The sequence below is a fragment of the Weizmannia sp. FSL W8-1119 genome (assembly GCF_038008605.1).
Lineage (GTDB): Bacteria > Bacillota > Bacilli > Bacillales > Bacillaceae_C > Weizmannia > Weizmannia coagulans.
Genome location: NZ_JBBOZL010000001.1, coordinates 2,627,925 through 2,654,516 on the forward strand (window position 1 = coordinate 2,627,925; position 26,592 = coordinate 2,654,516).

Consider the following 26,592-nt stretch of genomic DNA (forward strand, 5'->3'; position numbering starts at 1 on the left):
CAACAAACTATTTATACTTTGGGCGCACAGGGAAACGTTGTCATTGGGTTGAATCAAAATACTGGGTGGCTGAACATATATCCCCTTTATTTTTGCGTAAAAGAGAGTCTGTGATGGCGTCTTCAACTGTGCTCAACTTTAAGGTGTACAAAATACCCCCTGATTTACAAACACAATGGCATTTTTATTAGCATCCCGGCAGAAATCGGGCCGCCGGGGTCTCATGTTCGCCATGTCTGTGTGTGACCCTCTTTTTGACATTATTTTAGCCGCATGCAAATGGATTTTGCATCCTGAAGGGAAATGCACTCGCGGCCCGCAACATAATCATGCCGGCGCCAAATCATGGTTCGCGCATGTGCAAAAAAATTTTGCATGCATCGCGTTTGCTTCACGAAAAACAGCTCCTCCGCCTTTGGCATGAAAATTGCAAAAAGTCCTGATATGAGAATATATACATTTTTGCAATCGTTCTCATGAAACGAATGAAGGGGGGAAAGAAAAATGGAATTGGAAAAGCAGCAGGACATCCATCTTCCAAAGCAGCAGGGCAGGACACTCCGAAAAGAACTGAAAGCACGCCATTTAACGATGATTTCGATCGGGGGCTCCATCGGAACCGGCCTGTTTCTCGGGAGCGGCGCGGCGATCCATTCGGCGGGGCCGGGCGGGGCACTTGTCGCATACGCACTGGTCGGGGCAATGGTGTATTTTGTCATGACAAGCCTTGGGGAAATGTCCGCCTACATGCCGACAAGCGGCGCGTTCAGCACATACGGGACAAAATTCGTCGATCCCGCTTTCGGATTTGCAATTGGCTGGACTTACTGGTTCAACTGGGCGATGACGATTGCTGCCGAACTGACCGCTTCGATTATGATCATGAAGTTCTGGTTTCCGCACAGCCCGTCGTTATTATGGAGCATGTCCTTTTTTGTGCTCATTTTCCTGCTCAATTATTTGACCGTCAGAGGTTATGGCGAAGGGGAATACTGGTTTTCTTTCATCAAAGTGGCGGCGATTATTCTATTTATTGTGGTCGGCTTATTGATGGTTTTTGGCCTTCTTGGCGGGGAAGCAGCCGGCGTAAAAAATTTCACTACAGGGAAGGCGCCGTTTCCGGGCGGGTTTCTCGGCACTTTTCTCGTCTTTATTGCGGCCGGTTTTTCGTTTCAGGGGACGGAAATTGTCGGGGTTGCCGCCGGGGAAAGCGAAAATCCGGCGAAAAATGTGCCGAAAGCGATTAAAAATGTTTTCTGGAGAATTCTATTATTCTATGTGCTTGCCATCCTTGTCATCGGGCTCCTTGTCCCGTATACAAACAGCAGCCTGGAAAGCGAAAATGTTCTCGTCAGCCCGTTCACGCTTGTCTTTAAAAAAGCCGGCCTTTCATTTGCAGCTTCGATGATGAATGCCGTGATCCTGGCCGCTGTTCTGTCAGCCGGCAATTCCAGCCTGTACGCATCCACGCGCATGCTTTACGCGATGGCAAAGGAAGGACAGGCCCCGCGTATTTTTTCAAAGCTTGACAGGCGCGGCGTCCCGGTGCCGGCCATGATTTTAACCGCAGTTGTCGGTATGCTTGCGTTTTTCACTTCCATTTTCGGGGACGGTGTTGTATATATCTGGCTGATGAATTCGATCGGCATCACCGGCTTTATTTTCTGGCTCGGCATCTGCGTTAGCCATTACCGGTTCCGCAAAGCTTTTCTCGCGCAAGGGCACGCGCTCAGTGAACTGCCTTACAGAGCGAAATGGTATCCATTCGGGCCGATTTTTGCCATTGCCGTTTGCCTGATTGTGACACTCGCCCAGGACTACCAGGCATTCCTCGCCCCGCATATTAACTGGGGAAATGTCATTGCGGCCTATCTTGGCATCCCGTTCTTTCTCGTCTTGTGGTTCGGATACAAAATCGCAAGAAAAACAAAAATCGTGCCGCTTGATGCACACGATTTCCATGCAATCGCAGAACCCAATAAATAAACCGGGCTCTAAAGTCCTAGGCTTGGGAGCTCCGGCCTGGACATGTTTTTATAAAAAATGCCGGAAAAACTTTGCCCTTGAAATCGTCATGAAGCAACGCAAAGCCGGATTCGTTTGACAAGCCCCGAATAGCAGAAAAGAACCCGGAATTTCGGGTTCTTTTATTTTGCCGCAGATGCGCCTATCTGTTCCGCACCCCGTCCATGATAAACCGGACGGCGGATTCAATCTCAGCCTCTTCATCCTGGGATACGTTCAGCCCGAAGACAAACTTAAAAATAAATGTGCCGCCGATTGAAAAAAAGATATGCCTTGCCATGGTTTCCGCGGGCCGGTCTGAAAGCTCCCCGCGTTCCTGGAAAGTGCGGATCACCTGCACCAGCCGGGAACCGATATTTTCCGCAAAATACGGCATCAGTTCATGGCGGATTTCTTCATTATAAAAAAACTCTTTTACGATGATTTGGAAAATCTCCCTGTTCTGTTTTAAAAAGAGAAGCCGGTCCCGGAGCAGGTTCCGCAAAAAGTCCTCAAAACCGAGGCCATGGTTTGACAGCAGTTTTTCAAAAAGCTCTTCCGCCATCAAAGGAATCGAATCTTTTAAAAACGGAACGATCAGCGAAACAAGCAAATGGTCTTTCGTGCCGAAGTGCCGGAAAATCGTCCCTTCTGCAACGCCGGCCGCTTTTGCGATTTCGCTTGTCGGCGTATTGCCATATCCTTTCTCTGCAAACAGAGAAATTGCTGCCTCCATGATTTTTTGTTTTTTATCCGTCAGCTTTGCGTCCGTCTTCGTTTGTTCCTTCATTGCTTCCAGAAGATTATATTTTGGCAAATTTTCTCCCCCTTTACAGCGCACGGTAACGCCGCAACGCGACAATATTGAGCAGAATAAAAATCACTGCAAAAACAACAAGCGCCGTCAAGTCTTTCCATACATCCCCAAGGCCCATGCCTTCATACATGACCCGCTTTAAGGCATCGGCACCGTAATAAATCGGCATCACTTTTGCAAGCGCCTGCAGCCAGACGGCCATCCCTTTTAACGGAATAATGCCGGAGAAAAAGATCTGCGGCACCACGACAAGCGGAATAAACTGTACCATTTGAAACTCTGAAGACGCAAAAGACGATAATAAAATCCCGAGAGACAGCGCCACAAGCGCGAGCATCAAATTAACGAGCAAGACATTCCAGAGTGAACCGGCAAGCACCATATCCAGCACGTTCACCGCGTAAAACACGACAATCACGGTCTGGATGACAGCAAAAATGCCGAAACCCACCAAATAAGCAGCCACAATTTCGCCCCGCTTGACCGGCGTTGCCATTAGGCGGTCGAGCGTGCCAGATGTCCGTTCTTTTAGAAGTCCGATGCCGGAGATTAAAAATACGAAAAAGAAAACGAAGAAACCAACCAAAATTGGGCTCAGCACATCAAAAAATACCGTATGGCTGCTGCCGTATACATATTTTGCCGATACATCCGGTTTAGAAAAGGCCACTTTGACCGGCGCCTGCAACTGTTGTTTCGTTTTTTCCGCCTGTTCTTCCAGCTGCTGCACTTTCCCAAAGGCCGGTGACTGCGCGGGAACCTGTTTCATCAATATATGCTGTGCCTCATTTTGCAAGGCAATGATTTTCTGCACACCTTGGAGCGTCTTTGCCTGTGCTTTGATTTGTTCGGCCAGCTGCTGCGTGGATTCCGCCGCAATCGCCTGCTTCACTTTCATCTGCAGCGATTTGGCAGTAGACGGATCATTGTTTTGCAAAGTGAGGACATACGCGCCGCCTTTTTTTACAAGCAGCCCGTCAAGATTTCCATTCAGCACGGTTTGCTCCGGATCTTTTACTGTTTCATAGTGTTTGATTTTCATATCCGCTTTATCCAACACTTTTACAAGGCTTGCGTCCACGTGGCTGATCCCGAGTCTCGGGCTGGTTGAGCTGCCGTTAAAGAAAAAGTACATAAGCGTCAAAATCAACAGCGGCGCGAGAAACAACAGCGCCAATGTGCGTTTGTCCCTCAGCATTTCCAACAAAATTCTTTTGATGAGTGCGGCTGTCCTCATTGCCCGTCCCTCCCTGCTTTCAGGAATATCCGGTTTGCATCATCTGTTTGAAGCAGTTCTTTTAATCCGGCCGTATCGAGCAAAAAGCTGGTTCTCTTCATTTTCCGGTCCTCCCCGCTTTCAAAAACACTTCATTTAAGCCGGCTGCTTCATACATTGCTTTCAACTCGCCCGGTGAGCCGTGCGCCAAAATTTTTCCTTCCCGGATCATGGCGACCGTATCGCATTTTTCCGCTTCATCCATCACATGCGTCGTGACGATCATCGTTTTGCCTTCTTCATTTTTGAGGCGGAGCAGTTCATCCCAGATATTTGCCCTTAGTTCCGGGTCAATGCCGACAGTCGGTTCGTCCAGAATGAGCAATTCCGGATCCTGGATCAGCGCAATCGCAAGCGACAGCCGCCGTTTCATCCCGCCGGAATAGGCAGACACTTTTTTATTGAGGTCATCCTGTAAATGGACAAGGCCCGCCGCGTAGGCAATCCGCTCATGCCGTTCCGCTTTCCCCATTTTATAGAGCGATGCGAAAAATTTCAGGTTTTCCTTCCCGGTCAGCTGCATATACAATGCGTCTGACTGCGCCATATAGCCGATATGCTGCAAAACTTCAAGATTCGGCATCTTTTCTCCCAGCACATGGACCGTGCCAGCATCCGTTTTTTCCATCCCGACAATCATTTTGACCAAAGTGGTTTTCCCTGCTCCCGACGGCCCGATCAAGCCGTAAATCCGGCCCTTCCCGATTTTCAAACGGATATCGTTTAACAGAGGCTTTTTCCCGAACTGCTTGCTTATATGTTCCATCACAACCGCAGCTTCCATCCCCGGCCCTCCTCTTTTAGATAAGTGAGTAATGACTCACTTACTATATTGCCATGAAGAAAGCTGGCTGTCAATAAAAAGTGAGTGGTCACTTTAAATCCGGCAAAAATCTGCCCCATTCTCCATTTTTTGCTTATTATCGGAGCCATTGGGACAATCTTAACATTAGAATATGGGAAACAGCGGAAACGATGCGCTAACGGAATATATTATTTTTTTCTCCCAATCAGTAGTGGTATGCTTATGCATAGAGGTTTCTTTTTCATTCATCGGGATATGAAGAAAAAGAGGCCCTTCAACAAACCTTATAAGGAGAGATCATGATGAACCAAACGCAGTTCGACAAAGTCAAGAACGGAAAAGGTTTTATTGCGGCGCTCGACCAAAGCGGCGGCAGCACACCGAAAGCGTTGGCAAACTACGGCGTGCCGGAAGATGCCTATTCAAACGAAGACGAAATGTTTGATCTTATCCACCAAATGCGGACAAGAATCATCACTTCTCCGGCTTTTGATGGCAAATACATCCTCGGCGCTATTTTATTCGAACAAACGATGGACCGCCAGATTGAAGGCTTGTACACTGCGGAATACCTGGCCGAGAAAAAAGGCATTGTCCCGTTTTTAAAAGTGGACAAAGGGCTTGCGAATCTTGAAAACGGCGTTCAGCTGATGAAGCCGATCCCGGATCTGGATGCGACACTCCGGCGTGCAAATGAACACCATATTTTCGGGACCAAAATGCGCTCCGTCATTAAGGAAGCCAACCCGAAAGGCATTAAAGCCGTGGTTGACCAGCAGTTTGAAGTGGCAAAACAAATCCTCGCGGCAGGCCTCGTTCCGATTATTGAACCGGAAGTAGACATCCATAGTGCAGACAAAGAAAAATGCGAGGAATTGTTAAAGGCAGAACTACTCAATCATCTGAACGAATTGCCGGAAAAGGATCATGTGATGCTGAAGCTCACCATTCCGACCGTGCCAAATGTCTACAAAGCATTGGTTGAGCACCCGCGCGTTATCCGCGTTGTTGCCCTTTCCGGCGGCTATTCCCGCGAAGAAGCCAATCAAAAACTGAAAGAAAACGATGGCATCATCGCAAGCTTTTCGCGTGCTTTAACCGGGGAACTCAACGCCAGCCAGACAGATGAAGAATTTAATGCCGCTTTGGAAAAAGCAGTAAAATCGATCTATGATGCTTCTGTCAATAAAAACTAACAGAAACCAGCAGGGCGACCGCAGTCCTGCTGGTTTTTTATTTGGATGATGGCGGCGGGAAGATTTTTTCAAACTGAAAAGATGCATTTTGCGGGAGAGACCGCGCAAAAAAACCATCATGTTTCCCCGCTTTGTGCATATGTATCGTAAAAAAGAAAGGAATGGCGCCATGACAAAATGGGATCAAAAAATGGATTGGCTTATCAATAGGCTCAAACAGGACCAGTCTTCTGATGGTTCATGGGCCTATCCGTTCGACACCGGCATCACAACCGATGCCTACATGATCATTCTGTTAAGGACGCTGGCGGTTCAGGAAGACCAATTGATCCGGGGGCTCGCGCAAAGAATTTTAAGCAAACAGTCCGATAACGGGGCATGGAAGCTTTTCGCCGATGAAGAAAACGGCGGCAATCTTTCTGCGACAGTTGAAGCATATTACGCCTGCAGCTTTGCGGGCGCTCATCCGGGAAGCGGCGGGTGACACACGAACGCGTGAAGCATGGGTGCCGTTTTGTAATCATAACTGGTTCACTCCAAATTGGTTTTGTTCATTAACATGTCCAATTTAGATGAAAAAAACGCTGTATTTTCTGGAAGGCACTGAAAAAGTTAGAATGCAAGAAAACGGTGAGGCACTTATTAATGGTGGAGTCCTGCCAGTTTTTTAGGCTTTTCCGGCGGTGGTTCTTAGGCATACTTTCGTGAAAAACAGCAAAATTACACAAAATTTTCTATTTTTTATTCTGCTTTTCGATTATACTTATATGTAACGGCTCTCTATTACCCATGGCTTGCGGCTCCCGCTGTTAAAAGCAGGTAAAAAGGCAGAAGAAAACATTCAAAAGGGGATTGAGATGATTTCTACATTACTTAAATCGTTAGGTTACGTAAAAGGCGAACCGCTCACTTTCTTGTCCAAAAGGATTTGCGGGCTGTGGCTGGTCTGGATTGCAGCGGTCATTCTCGTGGGCACCCTTTTCGGAGGAGCACAAATGATCAGCATCCCGATTTTTGCTACCGGTTATTTTCTCGGATTTGCCTTGATCCTGGCAAACAAGTGGGTTTACAAAAAGCTGGCATTCGGCCGTCCAAGCCGCTTTCAAAATCGAATGACCGTGATTTCAATTTTCCTGGCTGTACTTTTACTCATTGGAATGGGCGGGCCTTTTTTTGCCTCGCATCAATACCGGATGATCTGGCTTGCGGCCTTTTTGGCATTCGGCATCCACTTTTTCCCGTTTGCCGCCGTGCACGGAAAAATCATGCTGCCGCTTGGTGCCCTTTGTTCGGCAAACGCCATTGCCGGCATGCTGCTTTCAAACGTCCCTTTCACTACTTTCGCTTATGCGGATGTAGCGGTCATGGGCATTTTTGGGATCATTTTATTGCGTTCTAAAAACCCGCTAACCCTGGAAAAAACGGTATCAGAAACTTTAAAAGCAGATAAACCGTAATGAAAATGGCAAATAAAGCAGCGATACCTTCTATTGTCCGGGAATCGCCGCTTTTTCTCATGAAAGCTGAAATTTTTGCTCATAGGAATGGCGGAAAAATTCCGGGTCATCAGCAACAGCTGAATGATTTATGATTTGTTTTCCAGGTAAAAGTTCACTTCCAGTACAATGGGTTTGTCCGGTTTTACAAGGATCAGCCCTTCTTTCGTGTTCAGCGCTTCGTTTTTCGCGACCCATGGTTCGATGCAGACGAAAGGCGCATCCCCTTCCACCCAAACGACAGTGTAACGGAAATGTTCGTCTGCTTCAATGGCGAGATCCTTTGTGGCATGGAAAGCTGCCTTTACTGAACCACCTTCAAATATCACGGATTCTTTTCATCCCGCCATCTCCAGTTTCCCAGTAAGTGGCTTTTCTTTGTGGCCATTGTAATCGAAATAAGTTGTTGCAGCGGTCTCCAGTTCCAGCGCTTTATCCCGGATGGCAAAGTATGGATGGAACCCCGGGCAAATCGGCATCGAGTCTACTGACCGGTTTGTGGCTTTCTGCAGGATGGTTACTTTTCCGCCCGCTAAGCGGTACGTTAACTGCATTTCGAAATCAAACGGATAGGAAACACGCGTCTCTGGTGTGCTATGGAAAACCAAAGTGATTTCCGCATGATCCGTGCCGCACGATTGGCCTGCCACTTCTAAAGGGCGCGTCCGAACAAGCCCATGGTTGGCCATTTGATACACCCGGCCTTCCCATTCATACTGCTTGCCCCTGAGCTGCCCCGCGATTGGGAACAGAACCGGAATCCCGCCGCGGACATTTTTATCAAGATCAAACAGCGTTTCCTCATTCATATACAGCAAATCCTCATCTGCAATATGAATGGCTGTGATCATTCCGCCCCGTTCAGGGCAGACTTCCACAAAAGCCCCTTCCCCCTTCAAGCGGAAAAAGTGCATGCCTTTCCGGTCAAATTCTTCTATGCTGTACATGTGATCCCTCGATTTGTTAAGTATTGAACATCCGTTTTATTATACCATTCGTGAAAACTCTCTACACCAAAAACTGCAGTCCACCCAATCTTTGGATGTAAAAAAATAGCAGGGAGAATCCGCCGCTCCCTGCTATCTTAAAATCATATCAAACGCCTGTCCCAATGGCGGTCAGCTGCAATCGCCTTTACAAATTCTTCTGTAAATTGCCGGGGATCTTCTCCCGTGACCACCCCCGCCTGGTTTAACAGATTTCCTTTTTCCAGAAATACAACGCCGTCAAACGTGGCGCCAATTGCTTTATAATGCATAAAAGCCTCATGAATAAATTGTGCGGCATTTTTTTCAAATGCAGGGGTTGACCCTTGCCCGCCTGCTGCATAAATCGCATCAAATAAAACAGAACTGCTTGTCAGGAATGTTTCTGTTGCCTCAAAAACAGTCCCGTCTGTACCTTTTACATCACCTGCTTTATCACTGATGATGACGGGCAGGACTCCTGCAGCCTGCAAGCCCTTCACGACTGCTGCCACTTTAGGCTCATTAAATTGGTTACCAAGAATCACGCCAACTTTACGTGTATCAGGAAGCATAACCGTGTTCAGCATGCTGAGCGCCGGAGAAGACTTTTCCAGTTTTGGATCCTCTGCGTTTTCAGGCGGATTTACGCCAATTGCATTTGCGACCGCATTCGCAAGCTTGGTGCTGACATTGGCAAACATATCGACTGCCTTTTGCTTGATCGACTTGCTTTTTACTTTGCCGAGTTCAAAGCTGAAGGCCTCGATAATATGCTGTTTCTCCGGTTCCCCCATGCTGTTCCAAAACAGGATGGCTTGTGAAAAATGATCCTCGAAACTCTTGCTGCGGTTTCGCACTTTACGGCCTTCCACTTTTTCCTGGTAATGTTCATAACCGCCCTCCTGTACGCTTGAAACAGACGGGGTATTATTTGCAAGCGAATTCCTATGATAGCTGACCTGGCCGACATTGATTGTCTGGCGGCCATATCCGTCGCGCTGATTATTATGGAAAGGGCACACCGGCCGGTTAATCGGAAGCTCATGGAAGTTCGGCCCGCCCAGGCGGATCAGCTGCGTATCCGTATATGAGAACAAGCGACCCTGCAGCAGCGGGTCATTGGTAAAATCAATTCCCGGTACCACATTGCCCGGATGGAAGGCAACCTGCTCAGTTTCGGCAAAGACATTATCGACATTGCGATTTAACGTCATTTTCCCGATAATTTTCACCGGGATCTCTTCTTCCGGCCAGATTTTCGTCGGGTCGAGGATATCAAAGTCAAAAGCAAATTCATCTTCCTCTGGAATCATCTGGACACCGAGCTCCCATTCCGGATAATTCCCCATCTCAATGGCTTCGTACAAATCGCGGCGATGAAAATCCGGGTCCTTCCCGGCAATTTTTTGGGCTTCGTCCCATACCAGCGAATGGACACCAAGCTTTGGTTTCCAATGGAATTTAACAAAGCGGGCCTTTCCTTCTTCGTTTACAAACCGGAATGTATGGACGCCAAAACCCTCCATCATCCGGAAGCTTCTCGGAATCGCCCTGTCCGACATATGCCACATCACCATATGGGCGGATTCCTGGTTGTTCACAACGAAATCCCAAAACGTATCATGTGCCGTTTGGGCCTGTGGAATTTCGTTATGGGGCTCAGGTTTAAAGGAATGCACCAAATCCGGGAATTTAATGGCATCCTGAATAAAGAAAACCGGAATATTGTTTCCGACAAGGTCATAGTTTCCTTCTTCCGTGTAAAACTTTACTGCAAATCCGCGCACATCCCGGACGGTATCCGCCGACCCCCGCGAACCGGCAACTGTCGAAAAGCGCACAAAAACAGGCGTCTTTACAGCAGGATCCTGCAAAAATTTCGCTTTTGTATAAGGTTTCATGGATTCGTAAACCTGAAATTCGCCGTGTGCAGCATAACCTCTTGCATGGACAACGCGTTCAGGAATCCGTTCATGGTCAAAGTGGGTAATTTTTTCACGAAAATGGAAATCCTCCATCAAAGTCGGGCCGCGTTCGCCCGCTTTCAGAGAAAATTCATCTTCTGAAAGTTTTAACCCTTCGTTTGTCGACATTGGTTTTCCTTCATCAATGGAGCGAAACTGTTCCAGTTGGCGATCCTTCTCATTTTGGCCCGGTTTCCGTTCACTACTCATTCATATCTGCCTCCACTCTTTGCATTGGATCATCACTCCTCATTCATTTCGTACCCTGCAAAAAAGGAAGGCAAACCGCAAATCGTTATTGCGCCTCTTCGTGTTAGCGGAGCCCACCAGCTTTCATACCCGCTGCTCCATTCAGCAATCGCACTTACAATTGATCCTTTGGCGTTTTCGCTCGCTCCCTGTCCCCCGGAAAATTTCCGGATGACGGCCGGCCTTCATTTCCAATTCGTTCCTTCGGGGGGCTATCAAAATCTTTTCATTAGATCACCTAATGAGGAATGGGTTATATTTGGTGGATATTCCAATTAGGCGATCTATTTGGCAGTAAATGAAAATTTTAGGCACAGATTGAGAGTAAAAATAAAAAATCACTTACAAAATATTTCATAAGTGATTCATGTGGATATCTAATATGTGTAATATTAAACAGGAAAGTCTTTGACGATTTCATAGTCAACAATAGGAGGAATGCGATCTGCCAACATTAGATCTTTTAACATCATTATCCGAATAGATACATCAGCGTCGTAAAAGATCTCTCCATCAACCGGCAGTTTTTCGTATGGAACATTTATAATTTTTAACTTTTTATTGTCTATAGTCCATTCAACCGTTCTTTTCAGTTGGGTAGTGGGTCTCATTTTTTTATACCCTCCTTGTTTCTAACGAGAATAAGGTTTTTCATTGAAATCATCAACACACCCTTGATAGAGGCTTCAACCAATTAATTGAAGATAAAAACCAAGCAAAAATATTGGTCAGGACGGTCATGTAAGAAATATTGTATGGCAAACGCATCTGACCTCTCTGGTGAGATGCGTTTTTAGGTTATTCAACTTACTTTTTCTCGTAATAAATAATATACGAACCGAGTGTGCTTTTTACTTGTTTAACCTTCAATATTACCGTTTCCCCTTTTTTGACATCAGGATTATCATTTGATACAAAGTTCAAATGTTTTCCGGCTTCAATATTGTAACCGAATACGCTATTGGGCACAATTTTGTTCACTTTAACTGAAACTGTTTTCCCTTCTACGTTTTCCCCTTTATTGAGAGCAGTTTCAAACTGTTTTGTGGTGAAATCCACTTTTGTTTTTCCACATCCAACTAATGCGAGCGCAAGAATCAGAAAACAGCTTAATAATACAAATAATTTTTTCAATATAACTCCTCCTTCCTTCATCATATCAATATTTTATAATTTTTTATGTTTTATGTAAATATAAGATATTAAAACCGAATCCAGGTGTTCCCAATGAAAATGCAAATGACAGCGAAAGTATATTGTACATCAATTCATTGTTGTTACTATAAACAGCTGATTTGATCCGGACTTCGGGATCCCGAATGCATTTGCCTCAGACCAAGTTACTACACTTCTAAGCAAATGTTGATCTTTCACGCGCAAGCAAAAATGAAGCAGGTGCCCCTTTTTCTTCTGCGCTTACAAGCAAATGTTGATCTTTCACGCCGATTTGTTCCCCTGCTGCATTCATTGCAGCAACCTCTCTCGCATTAAGATATATGGCTCCGTTATCGTTTTGCCAGCCCTTTAAAGGTTCCATCATATTTACTTACCAATGTTCACAAAATTGACGACGTTCCCACAACGCAAGATAATAAAAGCAAACCATTTATGAATATTGAGTATGAAATCTGATTCAAAAAGGCTGTTCATGTCATGAAGGAAGAGGATAAACGATTGGTAGCAGGCCTCCAAGGCTGAGCGATGAGCGGTTAAAAAATCAAAGTGTTGATAATTTACAAGTTAATGATTTTAGGTAAGGAGATAAAAATCTATGGAGAAGAAAGATATTAATTTTCTCGAAAAGTTACTTTATAAGACAGATAAGAGCTGTGTAATCAGTCAGTTAGCAAACATAAACAACTCTTTATTACTTCATTACTTTGCTGCAAATTATAATTGGAATAATGGATTTGATATCCCAACGGTTATTCTAGAGAATGAGAATTGTGATTTAGGAACAGGTTTACTAATGTTTTATTTTGCAGACGGATATCGTATGTTAGAAAATCCAGATGAATTTTCAAGTTCTTCATTAAAGGAATGGAAGGCCTTTTTGAATAAAATTTATAATAAACTTATTAATTTTGAATTTAAGTATCAAAATATTTCTTTCAACCCTGGGCTAACAAAAATTCAAAAGTATAAATTGAAAAAGAACCATCCAGATATTCCTGATATGCTCATTAACAAATCACCAGGAGAAGTGGTTGATATTCCTAAAATATAAAGTGATTGATTAGAGCCGTTAAATGCCTTTCAAGGTTTTTGTTTTTCTGCTGCCCCTGTATCCCACTAGAAATAGCACTATATTTCGGCAAAACGCTTGATCACTAGCGGGGGGAGTACCATGATGGATGTAAGGTTGAAAAATAACCATTCCGGAAATCTCCATCGAAAGACCTATTTTATTTCCTTAATTTGATAGTTTTTACTAAAAAAGATTCAAATTTGCCCCCAAGTAAGTGCATTTTTCTGTATTTCTCTTCCATTCCCTCCTTCTATTCACCTATATGCCGCCACTCACCAAATTGACAACGTTTCCGCAACCTTGGATAATAAAACCAAAATATTACGAAATCCGGGGGTAAACATGAGTATCATTTCGCTCTTGAATTTTCAACGCTCACAAAACCAGGAAGAATTGGAACGGCTGAAAAAAAGCAAACAGGCACTACTAGAATCAAAGCACGCACTGGCGGAGAAAGAAAAGCACGCTCTTCAGCCCGCCCTGTCCGCCTCAACTTGGGAGGGGCAGCTCGCGAAGCAGTTCCAGGCAGTCCGAAAAAACGAACTGCTTGAAAGCTTTAACGCAACGGAAAAGCAAATCAATACGGCCCTTCAACTGCTAGACGAAAAAATCAGTAAGCTTACCACCCAAAACAACCAAATTGAAACAGCCATTCGAGCCGAAATGGTAAAAATGTACAAAAAAGGGGTGTGAAGATGGAAGTCAAAATCCAATCCGGATCAGTTGAAAAGTCGCTTACAAAAATCCGCTCACAAGCACAAAACCTGGACATTTCAATGGATGGCATGGATTCGTATCCTTTATCTTCCCTTCAGCAGCTTGCCTATTTGAATCAAAAACTGGAGAGCCTGCTCACTGCATATCAGGCCGTCACATCAAAAAATGAAGCCGCAGCGCAAAAAGTCGTTCATGCCATGAAAGAATACGATGAACAATTGGAAAAAGGCTTTGAAGGCCGCGCGATGAGCAGGTGAAGCCATGAAAACCCTTGATGTCGAAACGTTTGAACAAGTCGTTACGGACACGCAAAGGGCTTTAAAGGAGAAATCTGATCAAATTTCGGACCTCCAACAGGCGATCGACTCTTTTGTAAACATGGAGGATGCGTTTAAAGGCAAGGCCGGGAGTGCGATACGCGGCTATTTTCGGGATTTCCACCAGCCTTTTCTCCTGTATCTGCAGTCGTTTTTAGCCGACTACAATGGGCAGCTGAACCAGATTCTTAAAGATTTGTCATACTTTGAACCAGATCTGAAAGGTTATATTGAGGAAGCTTTTATCCAGAATAGTGTCATCCCCGCACTGAAAAAACTGGAGAACGCCATTGGCTATTTGCTGGAAGATGCCAATAAAGCAATGCGGGAAGTTTCAGATCTTGTTGAATTGAAGACATTAGACATTGATGAAAAACTGCATCCAATCCAGAAAGCGCGTAAAAAAGCAAACAAGACGCTTGAACAGCTGTATGACTTTGACACAAAAGCCACCCGCTCCCTCGAGGCTTTAGATCAGGACATAGACACGATGATAAAGTTTGTCCGGCAAATGGAATCGATGGCGGGTGATGGTTCGTTTGATATTGCCACTTACAACCCGAAACAGTTTGTCACAACCGAAGCCTATCGCAGTTTGGAAGGCGGGCTCATTCAGAAAACCGGCTCGAAGCCGGTTCTAACCATTGACGGCAAGGACTTTGAAGGTCACCTGTCCGTCAAGTTCCATCGGTATGAAGACGGGGTCCTGGTGATGGAATACCGTAAGCCCGGCAGCAAGCAGCCCCATTATGAACTGGTGGATAAAATCCCAAAAGAAGCCATTCCAGGTTCAGAAAACCCGGACGATCCGGTCTTGTTTGATATTTGGAAGGGATTTTATGATGGGGCCGGAAAAGCCATCGGTGACACGATCAATGGTCTCCTATCATTAGGTAAGTCCTCTTTAGATCGTAATACTTATTCTTCAATTGGAAAGAAAGCTGTTGATTATGGAAACAAGCTCAAATCTTCTCCAATTGCAACGTTGAACAGCACCGCACATAAAACGATCGATATGGCAAAGTATATGGGGCAGGCCGTCCAAAATGCCTTCGAACGGGATGTCATCCACGGCGATGCCAAAAGCCGGACGGAATTTTTCACCTACGGGCTAACTTCTATCGGAATCTCACTTATTGGCGACAAAGGCCTCAGCAAACTGGGCACAGCTACGAAAGCTGTCAAGGCCGGGAAACTGGCAGAAAAGGCCGAGAGGCTGAAAGTCAATACAGGGTTCGTTCCTGCATTGGAAGCAGCCGGGGCCGGAAAAATCAAGATTCCGTATAATGTAATGGATGAGCTGGGGGTTAGGATTCAGAGGGCAACAGAGGAAAGATGGGGAAGTAATAAGGGTATAGATAATGCAATTCCTAACTTTAGTAAAGCTACAATAGACCCTAGAAAACTAACTGATTATGCCTTAAATCCTAATCATCCAGTTGGAGGGAATAAAGCAAAAGTATTTGAGAGTGCTCTAGGGTATAATCAATCTAATGCTAGTCAACTAATGAAACAAATTCAAAAAAATCTAGCAAACACACCTGCTACATTAGGGAAAGCAGACCAATATGGTCAGAGATATACTGTTGATATGCTAATAAAAGGTGCAAACGGTAAAACAGCCACAGTTAGAACGGGATGGATTATTAAGAGTGGTTCAAATACACCTGAAATGACTACACTATTTGTAAAGTAGGTGAAGATAATGAGTTTTGAAGTATACGATACTGTTATAGTTTTAGAAGATGACCCTAACGAGGGGGTAAAAAAAGGAGATATAGGCACTATAATAATGGTTTATGATACACCTAATAAAGCCTATGAGGTTGAGTTTGTCGATGAAAAAGGCAGAGTCAAGTATCAAGGAGTTTTTCTCTCAAATCAGATAAAAAAAATAAAATAATTTTATGATGAAACCTTGATTGGTTTAATGCCTTTCAAGGATTCTTTTCTTGTTTTGGGGCTACCCATTGACGAATAATCCAATTATTAGACAGACAATATGAGTAAGCCTTTTTAATCCTATATTAGTTTTTTACGAATTACATAGTACGTACAATACCTTTAAAAGTAAACGTCAAATAGCCCCCACCTTCAATGAGGTGGAAGCTTGGTGTATTATTGGGTTAACCTGTTAAAGGCAAAGCAAGTTACAGGGAGTGACGTTGACCATGGATGCAACTTTTCCAGAGCCAATTCGCCTGCCAAATCAATAACCGAAGCCTATCGCAGTTTGGAAGGCGGGCTCATTCAGAAAGCCGGCGTGAAACCGGTTCAAACCGTTGACGGCAAGGACTTTGAAGGCCACTTGTCCGTCAAGTTCCATCGCTATGAAGACGGGGTCCTGGTGATGGAATACCGTAAGCCCAGCAGTAAGCAGCCCCATTATGAACTGGTGGATGAAATCCCAAAACAAGCCATTCCAGGTTCAGAAAACCCGGACGATCCACTCCTGCTTGACATTTGGAAGGGATTTTATGATGGTGCCGGAAAAAGCTATCGATGACACGATCAATGGTCTCCTTTCATTAGGCAAATCAGCTTTAGATTACAATACTTATTCTTCAATTGGAAAGAAAGCTATTGATTATGGAAACAAGCTTAAATCCTCCCCAATTGCAACGTTGAACAGCACCGCACATAAAACGATCGATATGGCAAAGTATATGGGGCAGACCGTCCAAAATGCTTTTGAACGGGATGTCATCCACGGCGATGCCAAAAGCCGGACTGAGTTCTTCACCTACGGGCTTGCTTCTATTGGAATTTCTCTTCTTGGCGACAAAGGCCTCAGCAAACTGGGCACAGCTGCGAAAGTTGCCAAGACTGGGAATCTGGCAGAAAAAGCCGGGAAGCTGAAAGTCAATACAGGGTTTGCTCCTGCACTTGAAGCGGCCGGGGCAGGGCCTGTAAAAATTCCGTATAATGTGATGGATGAGCTGGGAGTCAGGATTCAGAAGGCGACAGAGGAAAGATGGGGGAATAGTAGTCGAAAACTTTTTAAATTCAAGAGAGATAGGGATATAAAACACTTTGAAAAGCATAGCAAAGAGATAATGGATGCAATGGGCAAAAGTCAATACAATTTAAAAAATTATCTTAATGACGCTAATCATGTAATGAAAACGGGTCAATATGTTCCAGAACTGAATGGATATGTTAAACTCATTGGTGGAAAAGGCAGCGCTAAATATGCTTTTGTAGGTATAGACAGAATAACAGGAAATATAACCACATTTCATATAAAATCAGTCAAAGAATTAGCAAAGAAAGCACCAAGCATAGGTATTAAAATAAATAAATAGCAGGGATGTGTTTTAATTGGAAATTAAAAATATAGAGTGGATTTCCAAAGAAGCTTTAGAAGCTGATGTGATTGTGACAGATGGAGAAACCGAGATCAGATGCTTTGCACAACCATTAAATTACTCAGAAGGGTGTGTATTAAAGAACCCAATTTACTGCTTTAATGTTTCTGATATTATTAAGGTGGAAAGTCCAAAGTACACAATTGAAAAGCTGGATGAATATTTTTCCTATAGATTTACAGGAAAATTAGTTAATAAAGAGAAAGAAAAAGTGGTTGTTGGGAAATTTTTATTGGAACTAGATAATAAAATACCTGGAGATATAAATGACGGCGATTTCATATCCTTTTTGTGCCAAAGATTAGACATCTTTTAGAAAAATTTTAAATACCTTGATGGAGCTTTGGAAGCTAAATCATTGTGACTGACGGAGAAAACAAAAACAGATGCTTTGCACAACCATTAAATTGCTCAAATGCCGTATATTACTGTTTTAATGTTTCTGATATGTTAAGGAGAAGAGGCCAAGGTATACAAGTTTTTTGCTGAAACAAAATCGTCCGTGTTCATGATTATTATTTTTGCAGTCGGCAACAAAGTAGCAAAGTTTAGTTCATTTTATATAGATAACTAAAACTTGAAACACTAAAATTCATTCTCATTACTTGTCTTACAAGGGTTTAGAGCAAAAATAAAAGCATGAACACTGGAAACTTGGTATAATTGAAGTGCTAACTAACAATTAATCAAGGAGTGTTCATGCTATGAAAATTATAACACAAAACGACCGTCAATCACTTGAAATTTTATCTTCAATCGAATCATTTTTTTTTGCGTTTTCGCTTATCTCAAATTGCGATTGATATTTTAAAATATATAGAACGACTAGATGCCAAAAGCCGGACGGAGTTCTTCACCTACGGGCTAGTTTACAGCTTAAAAATAGAAGAAAATTTTAAGATAGATAAACATGCTTACAATGAGTTAGAAAATCTATTGTATGACTATTGCGAAGAGTTATGGAATGAATTCGCCGTACAAGAGCAGGAACAATCCTCGTGCCACGGAAAAATTCCGGATGGCGGCCGGTCTTCATTTACAATTCGATTCAAGCCAATCTGCTACCTTTGTTAACGGCATTGGGGGGTTAGCGATAACCAGCTCAACTGTGAAGTCTTCCGCCACTTTAGGAGGGGCACTTAACTCATAACCGTTATAGCGCAAGAAAACATATACAGCCAGAAATGCGGTCCGCTTATTCGAATTATGGAAAGCATGATTTTTCGCAAGGCTTTCAAATAATGCAGCTGCTTTGAGCCAAACGGTTGGATATGCATCCTCTCCGAATGCACTTGCCTTAGACCGGTTTACTGCGCTTTCAAGCAAATGTTGATCTTTCACTCCGATTTGTTCTGCTGGCGTGTATTTCATGATTAATGCTGCATTCATTGCAGCAACCTCTCTTGCATTCAAATGCCTGGCTTCCATTATCGTTTCGCCAACCCTTTAAAAGTCTCATCGTATTTTTTAATGCCTTCACTCATGTACTCCAGCAATTCAGGATCAACGCCTTCAGGAATCTTCATACTTTGTTTCTTTTTCATTGAAACTTCCCCTTTTTCGCCGAGTGCAATCGTAACTTCTTCACCGGATGTCACGCCGAGATGTTTGAGTACTTCCGGCGGAAAAATAACACCCACGCTGTTTCCGATATTAATCACTTTTCTATCGAACGCTGCATTTGACATTGAAACACCGCCTTTTTCAAACATTTTAATGACCAATTTTGTCAACAATTGTTTTTTTTATACCGTTTTACCCATTTAAAGTTATAATATTATAACATATATTGCTTAACGATGCATGAAAAGCCAAGGCGGTAAATTCTGTTACTTACCGGTTTATGCAAAAGCTCAGCAGAAATGGCAGCAATGAAAGCAACCTCTTACTTATATTTTTCATAATACCAAGGCATACAAGGAAGGCTATTCCCCTCTATTTTCCCAAAAATTCCGCATCCAACTCAAAGGGCTCACATGCATGATCAAAAATTACAATATCTCTATCAATTTCTTAAACACGCCGGCCGGGTTCTTCAAAATCTCATTTGAAAACAAAATCCTTTCTTCTCCTGCCTTTTCAAACACCACCTGCTGCTTCGCCACATCCAGCTTCACTGATATATCCTTCAAACGGTATTCCTTCACCCGTGACGCCCGGCCAATATCGCGATCATCCAGCTCAATCTGGATCTCATCGGATACGCGCCGCAGCATCCGCCATAGCACCAGTTCTTCTTTCGACTTCATAAACAGCTCCGGCAATTCGGATGCTTCTTTCAAAGCTTGGAACGTCGTCATCGCGTAACTGGCAATCCCATAATGAACCGGTCTGATCACAGGATTGCAAGAGATCCAATGCACTACTTTAAATACGGCCACAGATCCTTCAAACTCCACTTCATCAATTTCCCCATATACAAGTACGCCATTTTCCTTTGCTACGCCGGCTCTCGCATATAGCGCCACATACTTCGCTTCCTGCCAGCCCTTTTTCAGCCGATCTGCTGCAATCCGGTAACAACTTTCCTGAAGAAACATGCGATAATCTTCCGCACTCGTCACCAATCCCACGAGCACTTTCTCTTCCAGACCGGACCGCCATTCTTCCAAAGCCCCTTTCGGCAAAATACCGTCCCGCTGGATTTCTTCCGGGCTTAAGTCAATTAGCCGCTCAACAAACCGTTCTACAAGTTCCGTCGCATTTGGCAAAAACGGCAGGCCGCCGATGTTCACTTTTTCTATGCTTTTATAAAAGCGATGATCCTGATACATTTCTTCATTCCACCACGGAAAAAGCACATACGCACCAAAAGCCGTGCGCTCATACGGCCCGCCGTCCGCCGCTACAATCGAATCGCGGTAACGGTGCATCGTGTTGATATCTTCTTCCATCGGACCGGGGGTTTTACCGTAGTAACTTCCTTCTTGCGCGTAATCAATTCGGTACTTGGCATCGAATATGTAATTGAACGTATAGTCTTTGCCCTTCTTCTGGATTTGCAGCATTGTATCCGGTTTTTGCGGGACCGTTGGTAAATGGCCTTCGTATTTCTGGTATGTAAGGATAATCTGCTCCCCTGTTACCGGATGCTCATACACCCGCTGTGCTTCTCGATTGGTGTCAAGGTTCACAAACAACCCGTCACGGTTCACTTGGATGACGTTTTGGCTGACCAATCGATATTTACGACCGAGAATTTGCGCCAGCTTTAAAAACGTCCAATATTCATATAAAGTAGCTACATCTTTGACCGACATTTGATAAATTTTTCCCTGTAGCATCAGCCCTTTTGAGACGGTAAGATAAATCTGATAAGCATCTCGATACCCTGGTGCCATTTGCATAACCAAACTCATTACCGAGCGATCCAATTTTCCGATCCCTTGCCAAAAAGGATCGCGAAGTTTTCCTGACAGCTGGCGCGCTATTCTGTCGATTTTCTCAATTAAATCTAAATCTGGCACTAGGTTCCATTTCTGATCTTCCGCGAAAACGGCAGATTTCAAATCTGCTAGTTTATGTGTCAGCCGTTCCATCATCCATTTCACATAGCGATTTTCAATGGTATCAACAGTGAGGGTCCTTTTGATTCGCAATCCCTTCGTTGGCATCACCACCCTGTTGCCCATTGGAATGCCATTTGTGACTTCTATAAACGTTCTTGAATGTTTGCGCAAATCGTTTCGAACCGTTGCATCCACTTTCCGCAGCTGATCGCCTCTTGCCCTTTCATACGTTTTTTGCAACTCGTGATGGGGCTGGCGTTCGATACGTGCTATTGCTTGGATAAACTGCACAAAATGCTTACTGATCAAGCGAAAAAATTCCGTTCTGGACGGATGCCCATCAAGCTTCAACCGGGTACCGAGATACGTTTTCCGGATAAAATGGAAAGCCAAGTTGTATATTTCATCACTCACTTCTTCCAGCATCTTTTTGTAGTCATTTTTATAATCCAGCTTAGTCGGGAAGATCTCGAGCGTGACTTCAAGTAGTTTTTCATCCCCCGAACGTATCTCAAATGTCGTAAATCCCACTTCATTTTGAAACTGTAAATTCCCCATTAAAATCGTTTGGTTGCCAAGCGTGACGGGTGTTACTGCTTGGCGCAAAAGCGGATGTTCATGATAAAAAGATAGTTCGATAGATGATCTCGGTACAACAATAACTTGATAAATGCCATTTTCGAAAAAAATAGGCCGCACTTCCAGGTTTGGCATAACCTTTTCGGCATCCAAATCAAACAGTTGGACATCCTGAACATCTTTCCCCTGCACAAAAAACTTCATGGGTTCGTGAAAGTCCATTTTCCGATATTGCTTAAGCCCTTCATATCGTGCATGAAATGGCTTTCCTTTCATCACAAATGAAAAATCAGCCGTTTCAATTTTTACAAGTTCCACATCATCATGAGACCCAGAAAGAAGTGAAGCCATCTTCTTCAAGCCTCCTCAGCATTTCAACGACTTTTTCTGCACTTCGGGGGTACTTCGCATTCTCGATGTCAGGTGACTGCTCATCATATTGCCGGTTTGTAAAAATGGTATACAAGGATCGCAGCATCCGATCCACTCGAGAATCACTCCCCGCAATACGCGGCAAGATTTTTTGCAAAATGCAGTGGTCAAGGGCCTCTTCAAATTCCATCAAATGGCCTTCTTCGTTATAAGCCAAGTAAAAACAAATCTCATCCCGCACACGATAACCGACTTGTGCATTTGTGAGCTGCAATGCTTTATTGATTTCAACCAAAACTTCTGTTGCCTTTTCCACCATTTCGCGATGTTCCTGAAAAACCTCTTTTAAATACAAATATTTCGATTGCAAACGGTCTTGTGTGATGGTAAGTGACTCGACAGGATCCCCTGCTTCCAGAAAATCAAAGTAGTCTAGCTGTACGCGATTAAACTCAATCGTATTTGCTCGATCCAGCACCTTCTTACTGAACGGATGCGTTGTTTCATCCATGTTGACAGTTCCAATGATGTACAGATTATTCGGCAGTGTAAGCCTTATGTATTCATTTCTTGGAAAAAGCTGAGAAGTAATTATTTTCCCGCCTTCCCATCGACGGCTCTCCATTACACTCAAAATATCACTAAAATAATACTCAACTCGTGCCAAGTTCATTTCATCTAACAGAACAAAATAGGGAAAATCCGGATGGTCTAATGCTTTCCGGATCACCTTCGTCAATGGCCCTTCGATGAAATCCCCTTTAATATCCGTATATCCTAGCAAATCCGACCCATCATTCCAATCCGGCCGCACCGGGATCAATGCAAACTGCCCATTCCCTTCCGTGGCCCCAAGGCTCTCCGCAAACCACTGTAACATCTTCGTCTTTCCTGTTCCAGAGATTCCGGATAGAATGACAAATGGTTTTGTCCGAAGCGAAAGGTAAAAATTCACTACTTCAGCTCTGGTATAGTAAAAACCTTTGCTTATGATGTAATGATGGATGTGGGTCACGAGGTCAGAGTCGGTCATGTACATTTTTTTGTCCTCTATTACCATTTTTGTTTGTGGCTGGAGTGCATATTCAATATGTTTATTATTTTTAATATTAATATATTTTTCATAAAGATGAATTATCTCTTTCAAATCAGCTTCAAGTTGCTCTTCATCCGGCATGTTTTCTTTACCATAACGAATATAGGCAGCTGTTGAAAAAGCGTATTTCTTAGCCATGCTACTTGTCCCTAAGTAAATTTGATCATCTTTTTGGATACGGCTCGTTGGATGAATTAAACGGTGAATGTCCTCTTTAGTTTTAATCATTTCTTCTTTTGATGACTCAGTCACACCCTGGGCAATGGTTAAATAAACACTCTTCATATCTTCGCTAAAAAGATAAGAAATATAATAGCCTCGTTGTGTTGAGCTAGTTACTTTGTTATTCATAATCGCGATCCAGGGTACAAAAGCCCAATTTCCCTGGCCGACAGAGCCTGTAATAGTGTAGTTTGATTCGTCAAAAAAAGAAAGCCCCTTAAAATTTTTGGGAATCTCTTTTCTTACATAATTCCCTAAAGCATGACTACCAAAATTTTCTCTCTTGGCCGCAATATATTCATTCATTACTTTTTGAAGACAATCTATAATTTTATCACTCATATTTTAATCCAACTTTCTAATAGCACGTAAAAATAGACTTCAAGGAAAGAAAAATGGCTTAATTAGGGCTTGCTGAACGAATCAGATTTAGTCAGATACAAGCCAAATTCCGATTATCAAAATGGAAAATAGTGTTGTGTAAAAAAATAAAAAAATAACTTTCCGCTCCAGATTCAGTATGAGAAATTGAAGGGATTTCGCTGGTCTCCTGAAGGCGTGCTCGAATAAGTCCCAGCCCATACTTTCGCTTGTCTTCGTCAAATTTGCCTTCAACGGCATTACGTTCAGAGGCATCCTGCCTTGCAACGCGTTCCAAGGTTTTGTCTTCCGTTTTGGATGGGCGTCCTAACCTAGGCCCATTCAGACGAATGCCAAGAGATTTGCAGTATGCCAGATTATTAAGGCTTCGGTAAATTTTATCTGCCAAGATCGCTTCCGGATAAAATCCGAACCGGTTGTAGTAGTTTTCAACAAATTCCTTGAGAGTGGTCCCTTCATTGTAATTTTCCCAGTCGAGGTGCTCAATCAAGGCATAACCATCTACGACACTGATGGCGACTTTTGAACCGAACTCCACGTTCGCTTTTGCCTTGCCACGCACAATTGGACGGACGTGCGGCTGGGAAGTGCTTACAATCCGGTGTGTTTTCTTTTTGTACATTTCTGCCTGTTGGCGGTAAAGTTCATGAATCACGAGAAGTTGCCTGTATTCATCTTTGCTCAAAAGAGACAGAGAGCTTTGGGAAAAAAGATTTTTAATGATCTCCAGATCCCGTTTCACATACCCGAGCTGTTTGCCCACAGCTTTCCGGATTTTCCGGGCGGCAGCTTTACGTTTCTTAGCGACAGAAAGATAGTCCTTGCGGGCTCTTTTTCTGTAGGTCCGTGGCTTACGTAATTTCCTTTTGTGTGGTTCATGCAGGACATCAACGATATGCTCCAATTTCTCACGGGCTTCGTTCAACAACCCAAGGTCTGTAGGGTAAGCAATATCAGTCGGTGCACAGGTTGCGTTCAGAATGAGCTTTCCTTTGTTCTGCGTTTTAGGAGAAACCGATTCAGTTGAGTCTCTTCCGAAGCAGGACCAGAAGGTTAATGATCACCACTACCATGATCGTCATCAACGTCATCATCATTGTCGTCGTGATGATCATCATCGTTGCTCTTTTCCTCTTCCAATTGACGTTTTTGTTCTTCCAAGACGATCCATCCATTCAGTTCGTTGATGATATTTGCGCCCAAACGTTTTCTAAAACGAGTCATCAGAGAATGGTCGAATGGGGCTTTTTCCTGGAATTCAGGCAAGCCGATAAAATACTGAAGATACGGGTTTTCTGTGATCTGTTCGACTGTTTCCCGGTCAGACAGCCCAAGCCGTTCTTTGATATAAAGAGCCCCAAGAGCGATTCTGACAGAATAAGCCTTTTCGCCTTTGAATTTTTTCTTGAAGGACTTGGCATACTTTTCTTCCGCCTTCCACCACGGAATTATTTCAGCAAGACGGACCCAGCGATTTTCTTTATTTAATTTTCCACCGAAGGGTAGAAAAAAATCATCTACAAAAGTTAATTGATGTTCGGTCTTTTTGTACATCGCAACAGCCTCCAAGTGCAAGGTTTTTTACATGTTTCCTATGAAATCCTTACACTTTATATTCGACAAAAATAGCCAAAATCCTTGTCAAATCTGGAATTTTTTTTTATTCGGCAAGCCCTATTTAGACTTAAAAAGCCGGATACATGTTGGATGCAGCTTGATTGTGTGTATCTTGCTATTGAGTTGGGCTGACAGTAATCCAGATATAGGCATGTTCTTCTGCTGAAGCAGAGCAAAGAACTATATCCAATCTTCTATACACCAAATCGTTTTCATTTTAGTATCTATCCGGACTTTTTTGCCGATTGCAATAGGGTGCATGGGATGTGTATGACACATATCAACTTCAGTCAATATTGGAATGTTTTTTCCATCCAGTTGTTCCAGTAAAAGGTCAATTGGTCTTCTCCCTGTCCCTAAATCATCAAAACGCTCATATTTTCCGAGTATAATCGCCGCAATTTTTTCAAAAATACCATGCAGTTTCAACATCGCAAAATTCTTTTCCACGATCGAGGCATTTTTCATACTATCCTCGATTAATAAAATATCGCCTTTATGAATTGTTGGAAAGTATCCAGTCCCAATGAAGCCATACATTGCGTTATTATTGCCGCCCACTAACCGTCCTTCTGCAATTCCGTCATTAAACCCAAGCCATTCATTTGAATAAAAGGTTTTTTCTCGTGTTTTTTCTAACCAGTTAACAGGTTCATCCGACCAAAACTCAGCCATTGGGATTTTATATGGTAATTCCTGTTCTTCACAAAAATAAGATTCAAAAAATTGGTATGTCATATTGACTAAAGGTTCAAATTCCCCAAAGGAAGGTACTAACGCTGGTCCATAATATGTAGGTATACCTGTCTTCGCATACAAAGCCAGTAAGATTGCTGTAGCATCAGAATAACCAACAACGAGTTTGGGATTTGTGCGGAACGCTTCGTAGTCAATATAAGGAAGTAGACTATTTGAATTGGTTCCGCCAATCATTGACATAATCATTTTGATTGAGGGATCTCGTAACAATTCATTTAATTCTTCAGCTCTTGCTTTAGGTGTTCCTGAACGATAACCTTCAATCTGATTTGTTAAACTCCCCTCCACTATTTGAAAGCCTTTTGACTCAAGAAATGCTTTTCCACGCTCATATCTAACTTTTGCTGTAACGGAAGCTGGAGAAGATGGTGTAAAAATACCAATCTTATCGCCTTTTTGCAGTTTCCTCATAACGTTTTTTCCTTTCAATATCTCTAATGCCACATCTAATTCATTTAGTATAAATATAATCCCAAATTACGAAAGTGCAGCGATTTGATAGCTAAAATCCACACACGTGGAAGTAAATGTAAAATATGGAATCCAAATCTATAATTTCAGGTGGTTGAAGGTATACTTTCCCCCTCCCCACCTTTGCGGGCTTTTTAATTTCCAGTATTCAGTTCCTGTCT

28 protein-coding genes and 1 pseudogene are annotated in these 26,592 nt (G+C 43.3%); 14 read left to right on the forward strand and 15 right to left on the reverse strand.

What is annotated here, in order from left to right:
* Positions 1-504: 504 nt before the first annotated feature.
* The gene (locus NSQ19_RS12885) at positions 505-1,986 is read left to right on the forward strand and encodes an amino acid permease (RefSeq protein ID WP_340702960.1); all 1,482 of its coding nucleotides are present in this window, start codon (positions 505-507) and stop codon (positions 1,984-1,986) included.
* A gap of 181 nt (positions 1,987-2,167) precedes the next feature.
* On the opposite strand, the gene NSQ19_RS12890 is transcribed toward NSQ19_RS12885, so the two are convergent.
* Genes NSQ19_RS12890 through NSQ19_RS12905 form a run of 4 tightly spaced genes read right to left on the reverse strand, consistent with a single transcriptional unit; the run spans position 2,168 to position 4,881 of the window.
* On the reverse strand, positions 2,168-2,821 hold the full coding sequence (locus tag NSQ19_RS12890) for a TetR/AcrR family transcriptional regulator (RefSeq protein WP_340702961.1): 654 nt from the start codon (positions 2,819-2,821) through the stop codon (positions 2,168-2,170).
* Between the two features lie 13 nt (positions 2,822-2,834).
* Positions 2,835-4,058: an ABC transporter permease gene (locus NSQ19_RS12895; protein WP_340702962.1), complete on the reverse strand. Its 1,224-nt coding sequence runs from the start codon at positions 4,056-4,058 to the stop codon at positions 2,835-2,837.
* Complete coding sequence (locus NSQ19_RS12900; protein ID WP_014097127.1) at positions 4,055-4,159, reverse strand: hypothetical protein; 105 nt, start codon at positions 4,157-4,159, stop codon at positions 4,055-4,057. The genes NSQ19_RS12895 and NSQ19_RS12900 overlap by 4 nt, the downstream gene beginning before the upstream one ends.
* A complete protein-coding gene (locus NSQ19_RS12905) occupies positions 4,156-4,881 on the reverse strand; it encodes an ABC transporter ATP-binding protein (protein ID WP_340702963.1) in 726 nt (241 codons plus the stop codon). The genes NSQ19_RS12900 and NSQ19_RS12905 overlap by 4 nt, the downstream gene beginning before the upstream one ends.
* 323 nt (positions 4,882-5,204) lie before the next feature.
* On the opposite strand from NSQ19_RS12905, the gene NSQ19_RS12910 reads away from it, so the two are divergent.
* From NSQ19_RS12910 to NSQ19_RS12925, 4 genes are all read left to right on the forward strand, one after another.
* Positions 5,205-6,098 (forward strand): fructose bisphosphate aldolase, encoded by an 894-nt coding sequence (locus tag NSQ19_RS12910; protein ID WP_340702964.1) that lies wholly within the window; start codon positions 5,205-5,207, stop codon positions 6,096-6,098.
* Between the two features lie 169 nt (positions 6,099-6,267).
* Complete coding sequence (locus tag NSQ19_RS12915) at positions 6,268-6,582, forward strand: hypothetical protein (RefSeq protein ID WP_340702965.1); 315 nt, start codon at positions 6,268-6,270, stop codon at positions 6,580-6,582.
* Between the two features lie 373 nt (positions 6,583-6,955).
* Positions 6,956-7,555, forward strand: a complete 600-nt coding sequence (locus NSQ19_RS12920; RefSeq protein ID WP_340702966.1) for a DUF6609 family protein — start codon at positions 6,956-6,958, stop codon at positions 7,553-7,555.
* Positions 7,555-7,689 carry a hypothetical protein gene (locus NSQ19_RS12925; RefSeq protein WP_017554043.1) on the forward strand — a complete coding sequence of 45 codons (135 nt, stop codon included), beginning with the start codon at positions 7,555-7,557 and terminating at the stop codon, positions 7,687-7,689. The genes NSQ19_RS12920 and NSQ19_RS12925 overlap by 1 nt, the downstream gene beginning before the upstream one ends.
* Here the strand turns inward: NSQ19_RS12925 and NSQ19_RS12930 are convergent.
* From NSQ19_RS12930 to NSQ19_RS12950, 5 genes are all read right to left on the reverse strand, one after another.
* Positions 7,684-7,923 carry a hypothetical protein gene (locus NSQ19_RS12930; protein WP_340702967.1) on the reverse strand — a complete coding sequence of 80 codons (240 nt, stop codon included), beginning with the start codon at positions 7,921-7,923 and terminating at the stop codon, positions 7,684-7,686. The genes NSQ19_RS12925 and NSQ19_RS12930 overlap by 6 nt on opposite strands.
* Positions 7,924-7,932: 9 nt before the next feature.
* Positions 7,933-8,541 carry an aldose epimerase family protein gene (locus NSQ19_RS12935; protein ID WP_340702968.1) on the reverse strand — a complete coding sequence of 203 codons (609 nt, stop codon included), beginning with the start codon at positions 8,539-8,541 and terminating at the stop codon, positions 7,933-7,935.
* Between the two features lie 143 nt (positions 8,542-8,684).
* Positions 8,685-10,736: a catalase gene (locus NSQ19_RS12940; protein WP_340702969.1), complete on the reverse strand. Its 2,052-nt coding sequence runs from the start codon at positions 10,734-10,736 to the stop codon at positions 8,685-8,687.
* A 431-nt stretch (positions 10,737-11,167) separates the two neighbouring features.
* Positions 11,168-11,386, reverse strand: coding sequence for a hypothetical protein (locus NSQ19_RS12945; RefSeq protein ID WP_014097104.1), 219 nt, complete (start codon positions 11,384-11,386; stop codon positions 11,168-11,170).
* A gap of 196 nt (positions 11,387-11,582) precedes the next feature.
* Positions 11,583-11,909, reverse strand: a complete 327-nt coding sequence (locus tag NSQ19_RS12950; protein WP_035191034.1) for a hypothetical protein — start codon at positions 11,907-11,909, stop codon at positions 11,583-11,585.
* A gap of 637 nt (positions 11,910-12,546) precedes the next feature.
* Between NSQ19_RS12950 and NSQ19_RS12955 the strand changes: the two genes are divergently transcribed.
* From NSQ19_RS12955 to NSQ19_RS12995, 9 genes are all read left to right on the forward strand, one after another.
* On the forward strand, positions 12,547-13,002 hold the full coding sequence (locus NSQ19_RS12955; protein WP_340702970.1) for a DUF4274 domain-containing protein: 456 nt from the start codon (positions 12,547-12,549) through the stop codon (positions 13,000-13,002).
* A gap of 363 nt (positions 13,003-13,365) precedes the next feature.
* On the forward strand, positions 13,366-13,716 hold the full coding sequence (locus tag NSQ19_RS12960; RefSeq protein ID WP_013860478.1) for a YwqH-like family protein: 351 nt from the start codon (positions 13,366-13,368) through the stop codon (positions 13,714-13,716).
* Between the two features lie 2 nt (positions 13,717-13,718).
* Entirely contained in the window at positions 13,719-13,997 is a 279-nt protein-coding gene (locus NSQ19_RS12965) for a DUF5344 family protein (protein ID WP_161655813.1), read from the forward strand.
* Between the two features lie 4 nt (positions 13,998-14,001).
* Complete coding sequence (locus NSQ19_RS12970; protein ID WP_340702971.1) at positions 14,002-15,753, forward strand: LXG domain-containing protein; 1,752 nt, start codon at positions 14,002-14,004, stop codon at positions 15,751-15,753.
* 9 nt (positions 15,754-15,762) lie between these two features.
* Positions 15,763-15,960: a DUF4926 domain-containing protein gene (locus NSQ19_RS12975; RefSeq protein WP_161655812.1), complete on the forward strand. Its 198-nt coding sequence runs from the start codon at positions 15,763-15,765 to the stop codon at positions 15,958-15,960.
* Positions 15,961-16,167: 207 nt separating this feature from the next.
* On the forward strand, positions 16,168-16,563 hold the full coding sequence (locus NSQ19_RS12980; RefSeq protein WP_340702972.1) for a hypothetical protein: 396 nt from the start codon (positions 16,168-16,170) through the stop codon (positions 16,561-16,563).
* A complete protein-coding gene (locus NSQ19_RS12985; protein ID WP_340702973.1) occupies positions 16,538-17,362 on the forward strand; it encodes a hypothetical protein in 825 nt (274 codons plus the stop codon). The genes NSQ19_RS12980 and NSQ19_RS12985 overlap by 26 nt, the downstream gene beginning before the upstream one ends.
* Before the next feature lie 16 nt (positions 17,363-17,378).
* Positions 17,379-17,741: a hypothetical protein gene (locus tag NSQ19_RS12990; protein ID WP_061575367.1), complete on the forward strand. Its 363-nt coding sequence runs from the start codon at positions 17,379-17,381 to the stop codon at positions 17,739-17,741.
* 455 nt (positions 17,742-18,196) lie between these two features.
* Positions 18,197-18,499: an immunity protein YezG family protein gene (locus tag NSQ19_RS12995; RefSeq protein WP_340702974.1), complete on the forward strand. Its 303-nt coding sequence runs from the start codon at positions 18,197-18,199 to the stop codon at positions 18,497-18,499.
* Here NSQ19_RS12995 and NSQ19_RS13000 read toward each other — a convergent pair.
* The 6 genes and pseudogenes from NSQ19_RS13000 to NSQ19_RS13025 all read right to left on the reverse strand — a co-directional run bounded on the left by NSQ19_RS13000 (position 18,458) and on the right by NSQ19_RS13025 (position 26,371).
* On the reverse strand, positions 18,458-18,853 hold the full coding sequence (locus NSQ19_RS13000; RefSeq protein ID WP_340702975.1) for a type II toxin-antitoxin system death-on-curing family toxin: 396 nt from the start codon (positions 18,851-18,853) through the stop codon (positions 18,458-18,460). The genes NSQ19_RS12995 and NSQ19_RS13000 overlap by 42 nt on opposite strands.
* A complete protein-coding gene (locus NSQ19_RS13005; RefSeq protein WP_340702976.1) occupies positions 18,853-19,113 on the reverse strand; it encodes an AbrB family transcriptional regulator in 261 nt (86 codons plus the stop codon). The genes NSQ19_RS13000 and NSQ19_RS13005 overlap by 1 nt, the downstream gene beginning before the upstream one ends.
* Positions 19,114-19,416: 303 nt before the next feature.
* Positions 19,417-21,864 (reverse strand): restriction endonuclease-like protein, encoded by a 2,448-nt coding sequence (locus NSQ19_RS13010; protein ID WP_340702977.1) that lies wholly within the window; start codon positions 21,862-21,864, stop codon positions 19,417-19,419.
* On the reverse strand, positions 21,836-23,545 hold the full coding sequence (locus tag NSQ19_RS13015) for an MrcB family domain-containing protein (protein WP_340702978.1): 1,710 nt from the start codon (positions 23,543-23,545) through the stop codon (positions 21,836-21,838). The genes NSQ19_RS13010 and NSQ19_RS13015 overlap by 29 nt, the downstream gene beginning before the upstream one ends.
* Positions 23,546-23,636: 91 nt before the next feature.
* Positions 23,637-25,138: pseudogene (locus NSQ19_RS13020) on the reverse strand (IS5 family transposase).
* Positions 25,139-25,381: 243 nt separating this feature from the next.
* Positions 25,382-26,371, reverse strand: a complete 990-nt coding sequence (locus tag NSQ19_RS13025; RefSeq protein WP_340702979.1) for a S66 family peptidase — start codon at positions 26,369-26,371, stop codon at positions 25,382-25,384.
* Between the last annotated feature and the right edge of the window lie 221 nt (positions 26,372-26,592).

Bases quoted from the DNA above. Each gene is read 5' to 3' on its own strand.
- NSQ19_RS12905 (WP_340702963.1), bottom strand. From the start codon at position 4,881: ATGGAAGCTGCGGTTGTGATGGAACATATAAGCAAGCAGTTCGGGAAA.
- NSQ19_RS12885 (WP_340702960.1), top strand. From the start codon at position 505: ATGGAATTGGAAAAGCAGCAGGACATCCATCTTCCAAAGCAGCAGGGC.
- NSQ19_RS12940 (WP_340702969.1), bottom strand. From the start codon at position 10,736: ATGAGTAGTGAACGGAAACCGGGCCAAAATGAGAAGGATCGCCAACTG.
- NSQ19_RS13025 (WP_340702979.1), bottom strand. From the start codon at position 26,371: ATGAGGAAACTGCAAAAAGGCGATAAGATTGGTATTTTTACACCATCT.
- NSQ19_RS13010 (WP_340702977.1), bottom strand. From the start codon at position 21,864: ATGGCTTCACTTCTTTCTGGGTCTCATGATGATGTGGAACTTGTAAAA.
- NSQ19_RS12920 (WP_340702966.1), top strand. From the start codon at position 6,956: ATGATTTCTACATTACTTAAATCGTTAGGTTACGTAAAAGGCGAACCG.
- NSQ19_RS12910 (WP_340702964.1), top strand. From the start codon at position 5,205: ATGAACCAAACGCAGTTCGACAAAGTCAAGAACGGAAAAGGTTTTATT.
- NSQ19_RS12900 (WP_014097127.1), bottom strand. From the start codon at position 4,159: ATGAAGAGAACCAGCTTTTTGCTCGATACGGCCGGATTAAAAGAACTG.
- NSQ19_RS12935 (WP_340702968.1), bottom strand. From the start codon at position 8,541: ATGTACAGCATAGAAGAATTTGACCGGAAAGGCATGCACTTTTTCCGC.
- NSQ19_RS12965 (WP_161655813.1), top strand. From the start codon at position 13,719: ATGGAAGTCAAAATCCAATCCGGATCAGTTGAAAAGTCGCTTACAAAA.
- NSQ19_RS12895 (WP_340702962.1), bottom strand. From the start codon at position 4,058: ATGAGGACAGCCGCACTCATCAAAAGAATTTTGTTGGAAATGCTGAGG.
- NSQ19_RS12970 (WP_340702971.1), top strand. From the start codon at position 14,002: ATGAAAACCCTTGATGTCGAAACGTTTGAACAAGTCGTTACGGACACG.
- NSQ19_RS12985 (WP_340702973.1), top strand. From the start codon at position 16,538: ATGGTGCCGGAAAAAGCTATCGATGACACGATCAATGGTCTCCTTTCA.
- NSQ19_RS13005 (WP_340702976.1), bottom strand. From the start codon at position 19,113: ATGTCAAATGCAGCGTTCGATAGAAAAGTGATTAATATCGGAAACAGC.
- NSQ19_RS12915 (WP_340702965.1), top strand. From the start codon at position 6,268: ATGACAAAATGGGATCAAAAAATGGATTGGCTTATCAATAGGCTCAAA.
- NSQ19_RS12925 (WP_017554043.1), top strand. From the start codon at position 7,555: ATGAAAATGGCAAATAAAGCAGCGATACCTTCTATTGTCCGGGAATCG.
- NSQ19_RS13015 (WP_340702978.1), bottom strand. From the start codon at position 23,545: ATGAGTGATAAAATTATAGATTGTCTTCAAAAAGTAATGAATGAATAT.
- NSQ19_RS12960 (WP_013860478.1), top strand. From the start codon at position 13,366: ATGAGTATCATTTCGCTCTTGAATTTTCAACGCTCACAAAACCAGGAA.
- NSQ19_RS12955 (WP_340702970.1), top strand. From the start codon at position 12,547: ATGGAGAAGAAAGATATTAATTTTCTCGAAAAGTTACTTTATAAGACA.
- NSQ19_RS12975 (WP_161655812.1), top strand. From the start codon at position 15,763: ATGAGTTTTGAAGTATACGATACTGTTATAGTTTTAGAAGATGACCCT.
- NSQ19_RS13000 (WP_340702975.1), bottom strand. From the start codon at position 18,853: ATGGAAGCCAGGCATTTGAATGCAAGAGAGGTTGCTGCAATGAATGCA.
- NSQ19_RS12945 (WP_014097104.1), bottom strand. From the start codon at position 11,386: ATGAGACCCACTACCCAACTGAAAAGAACGGTTGAATGGACTATAGAC.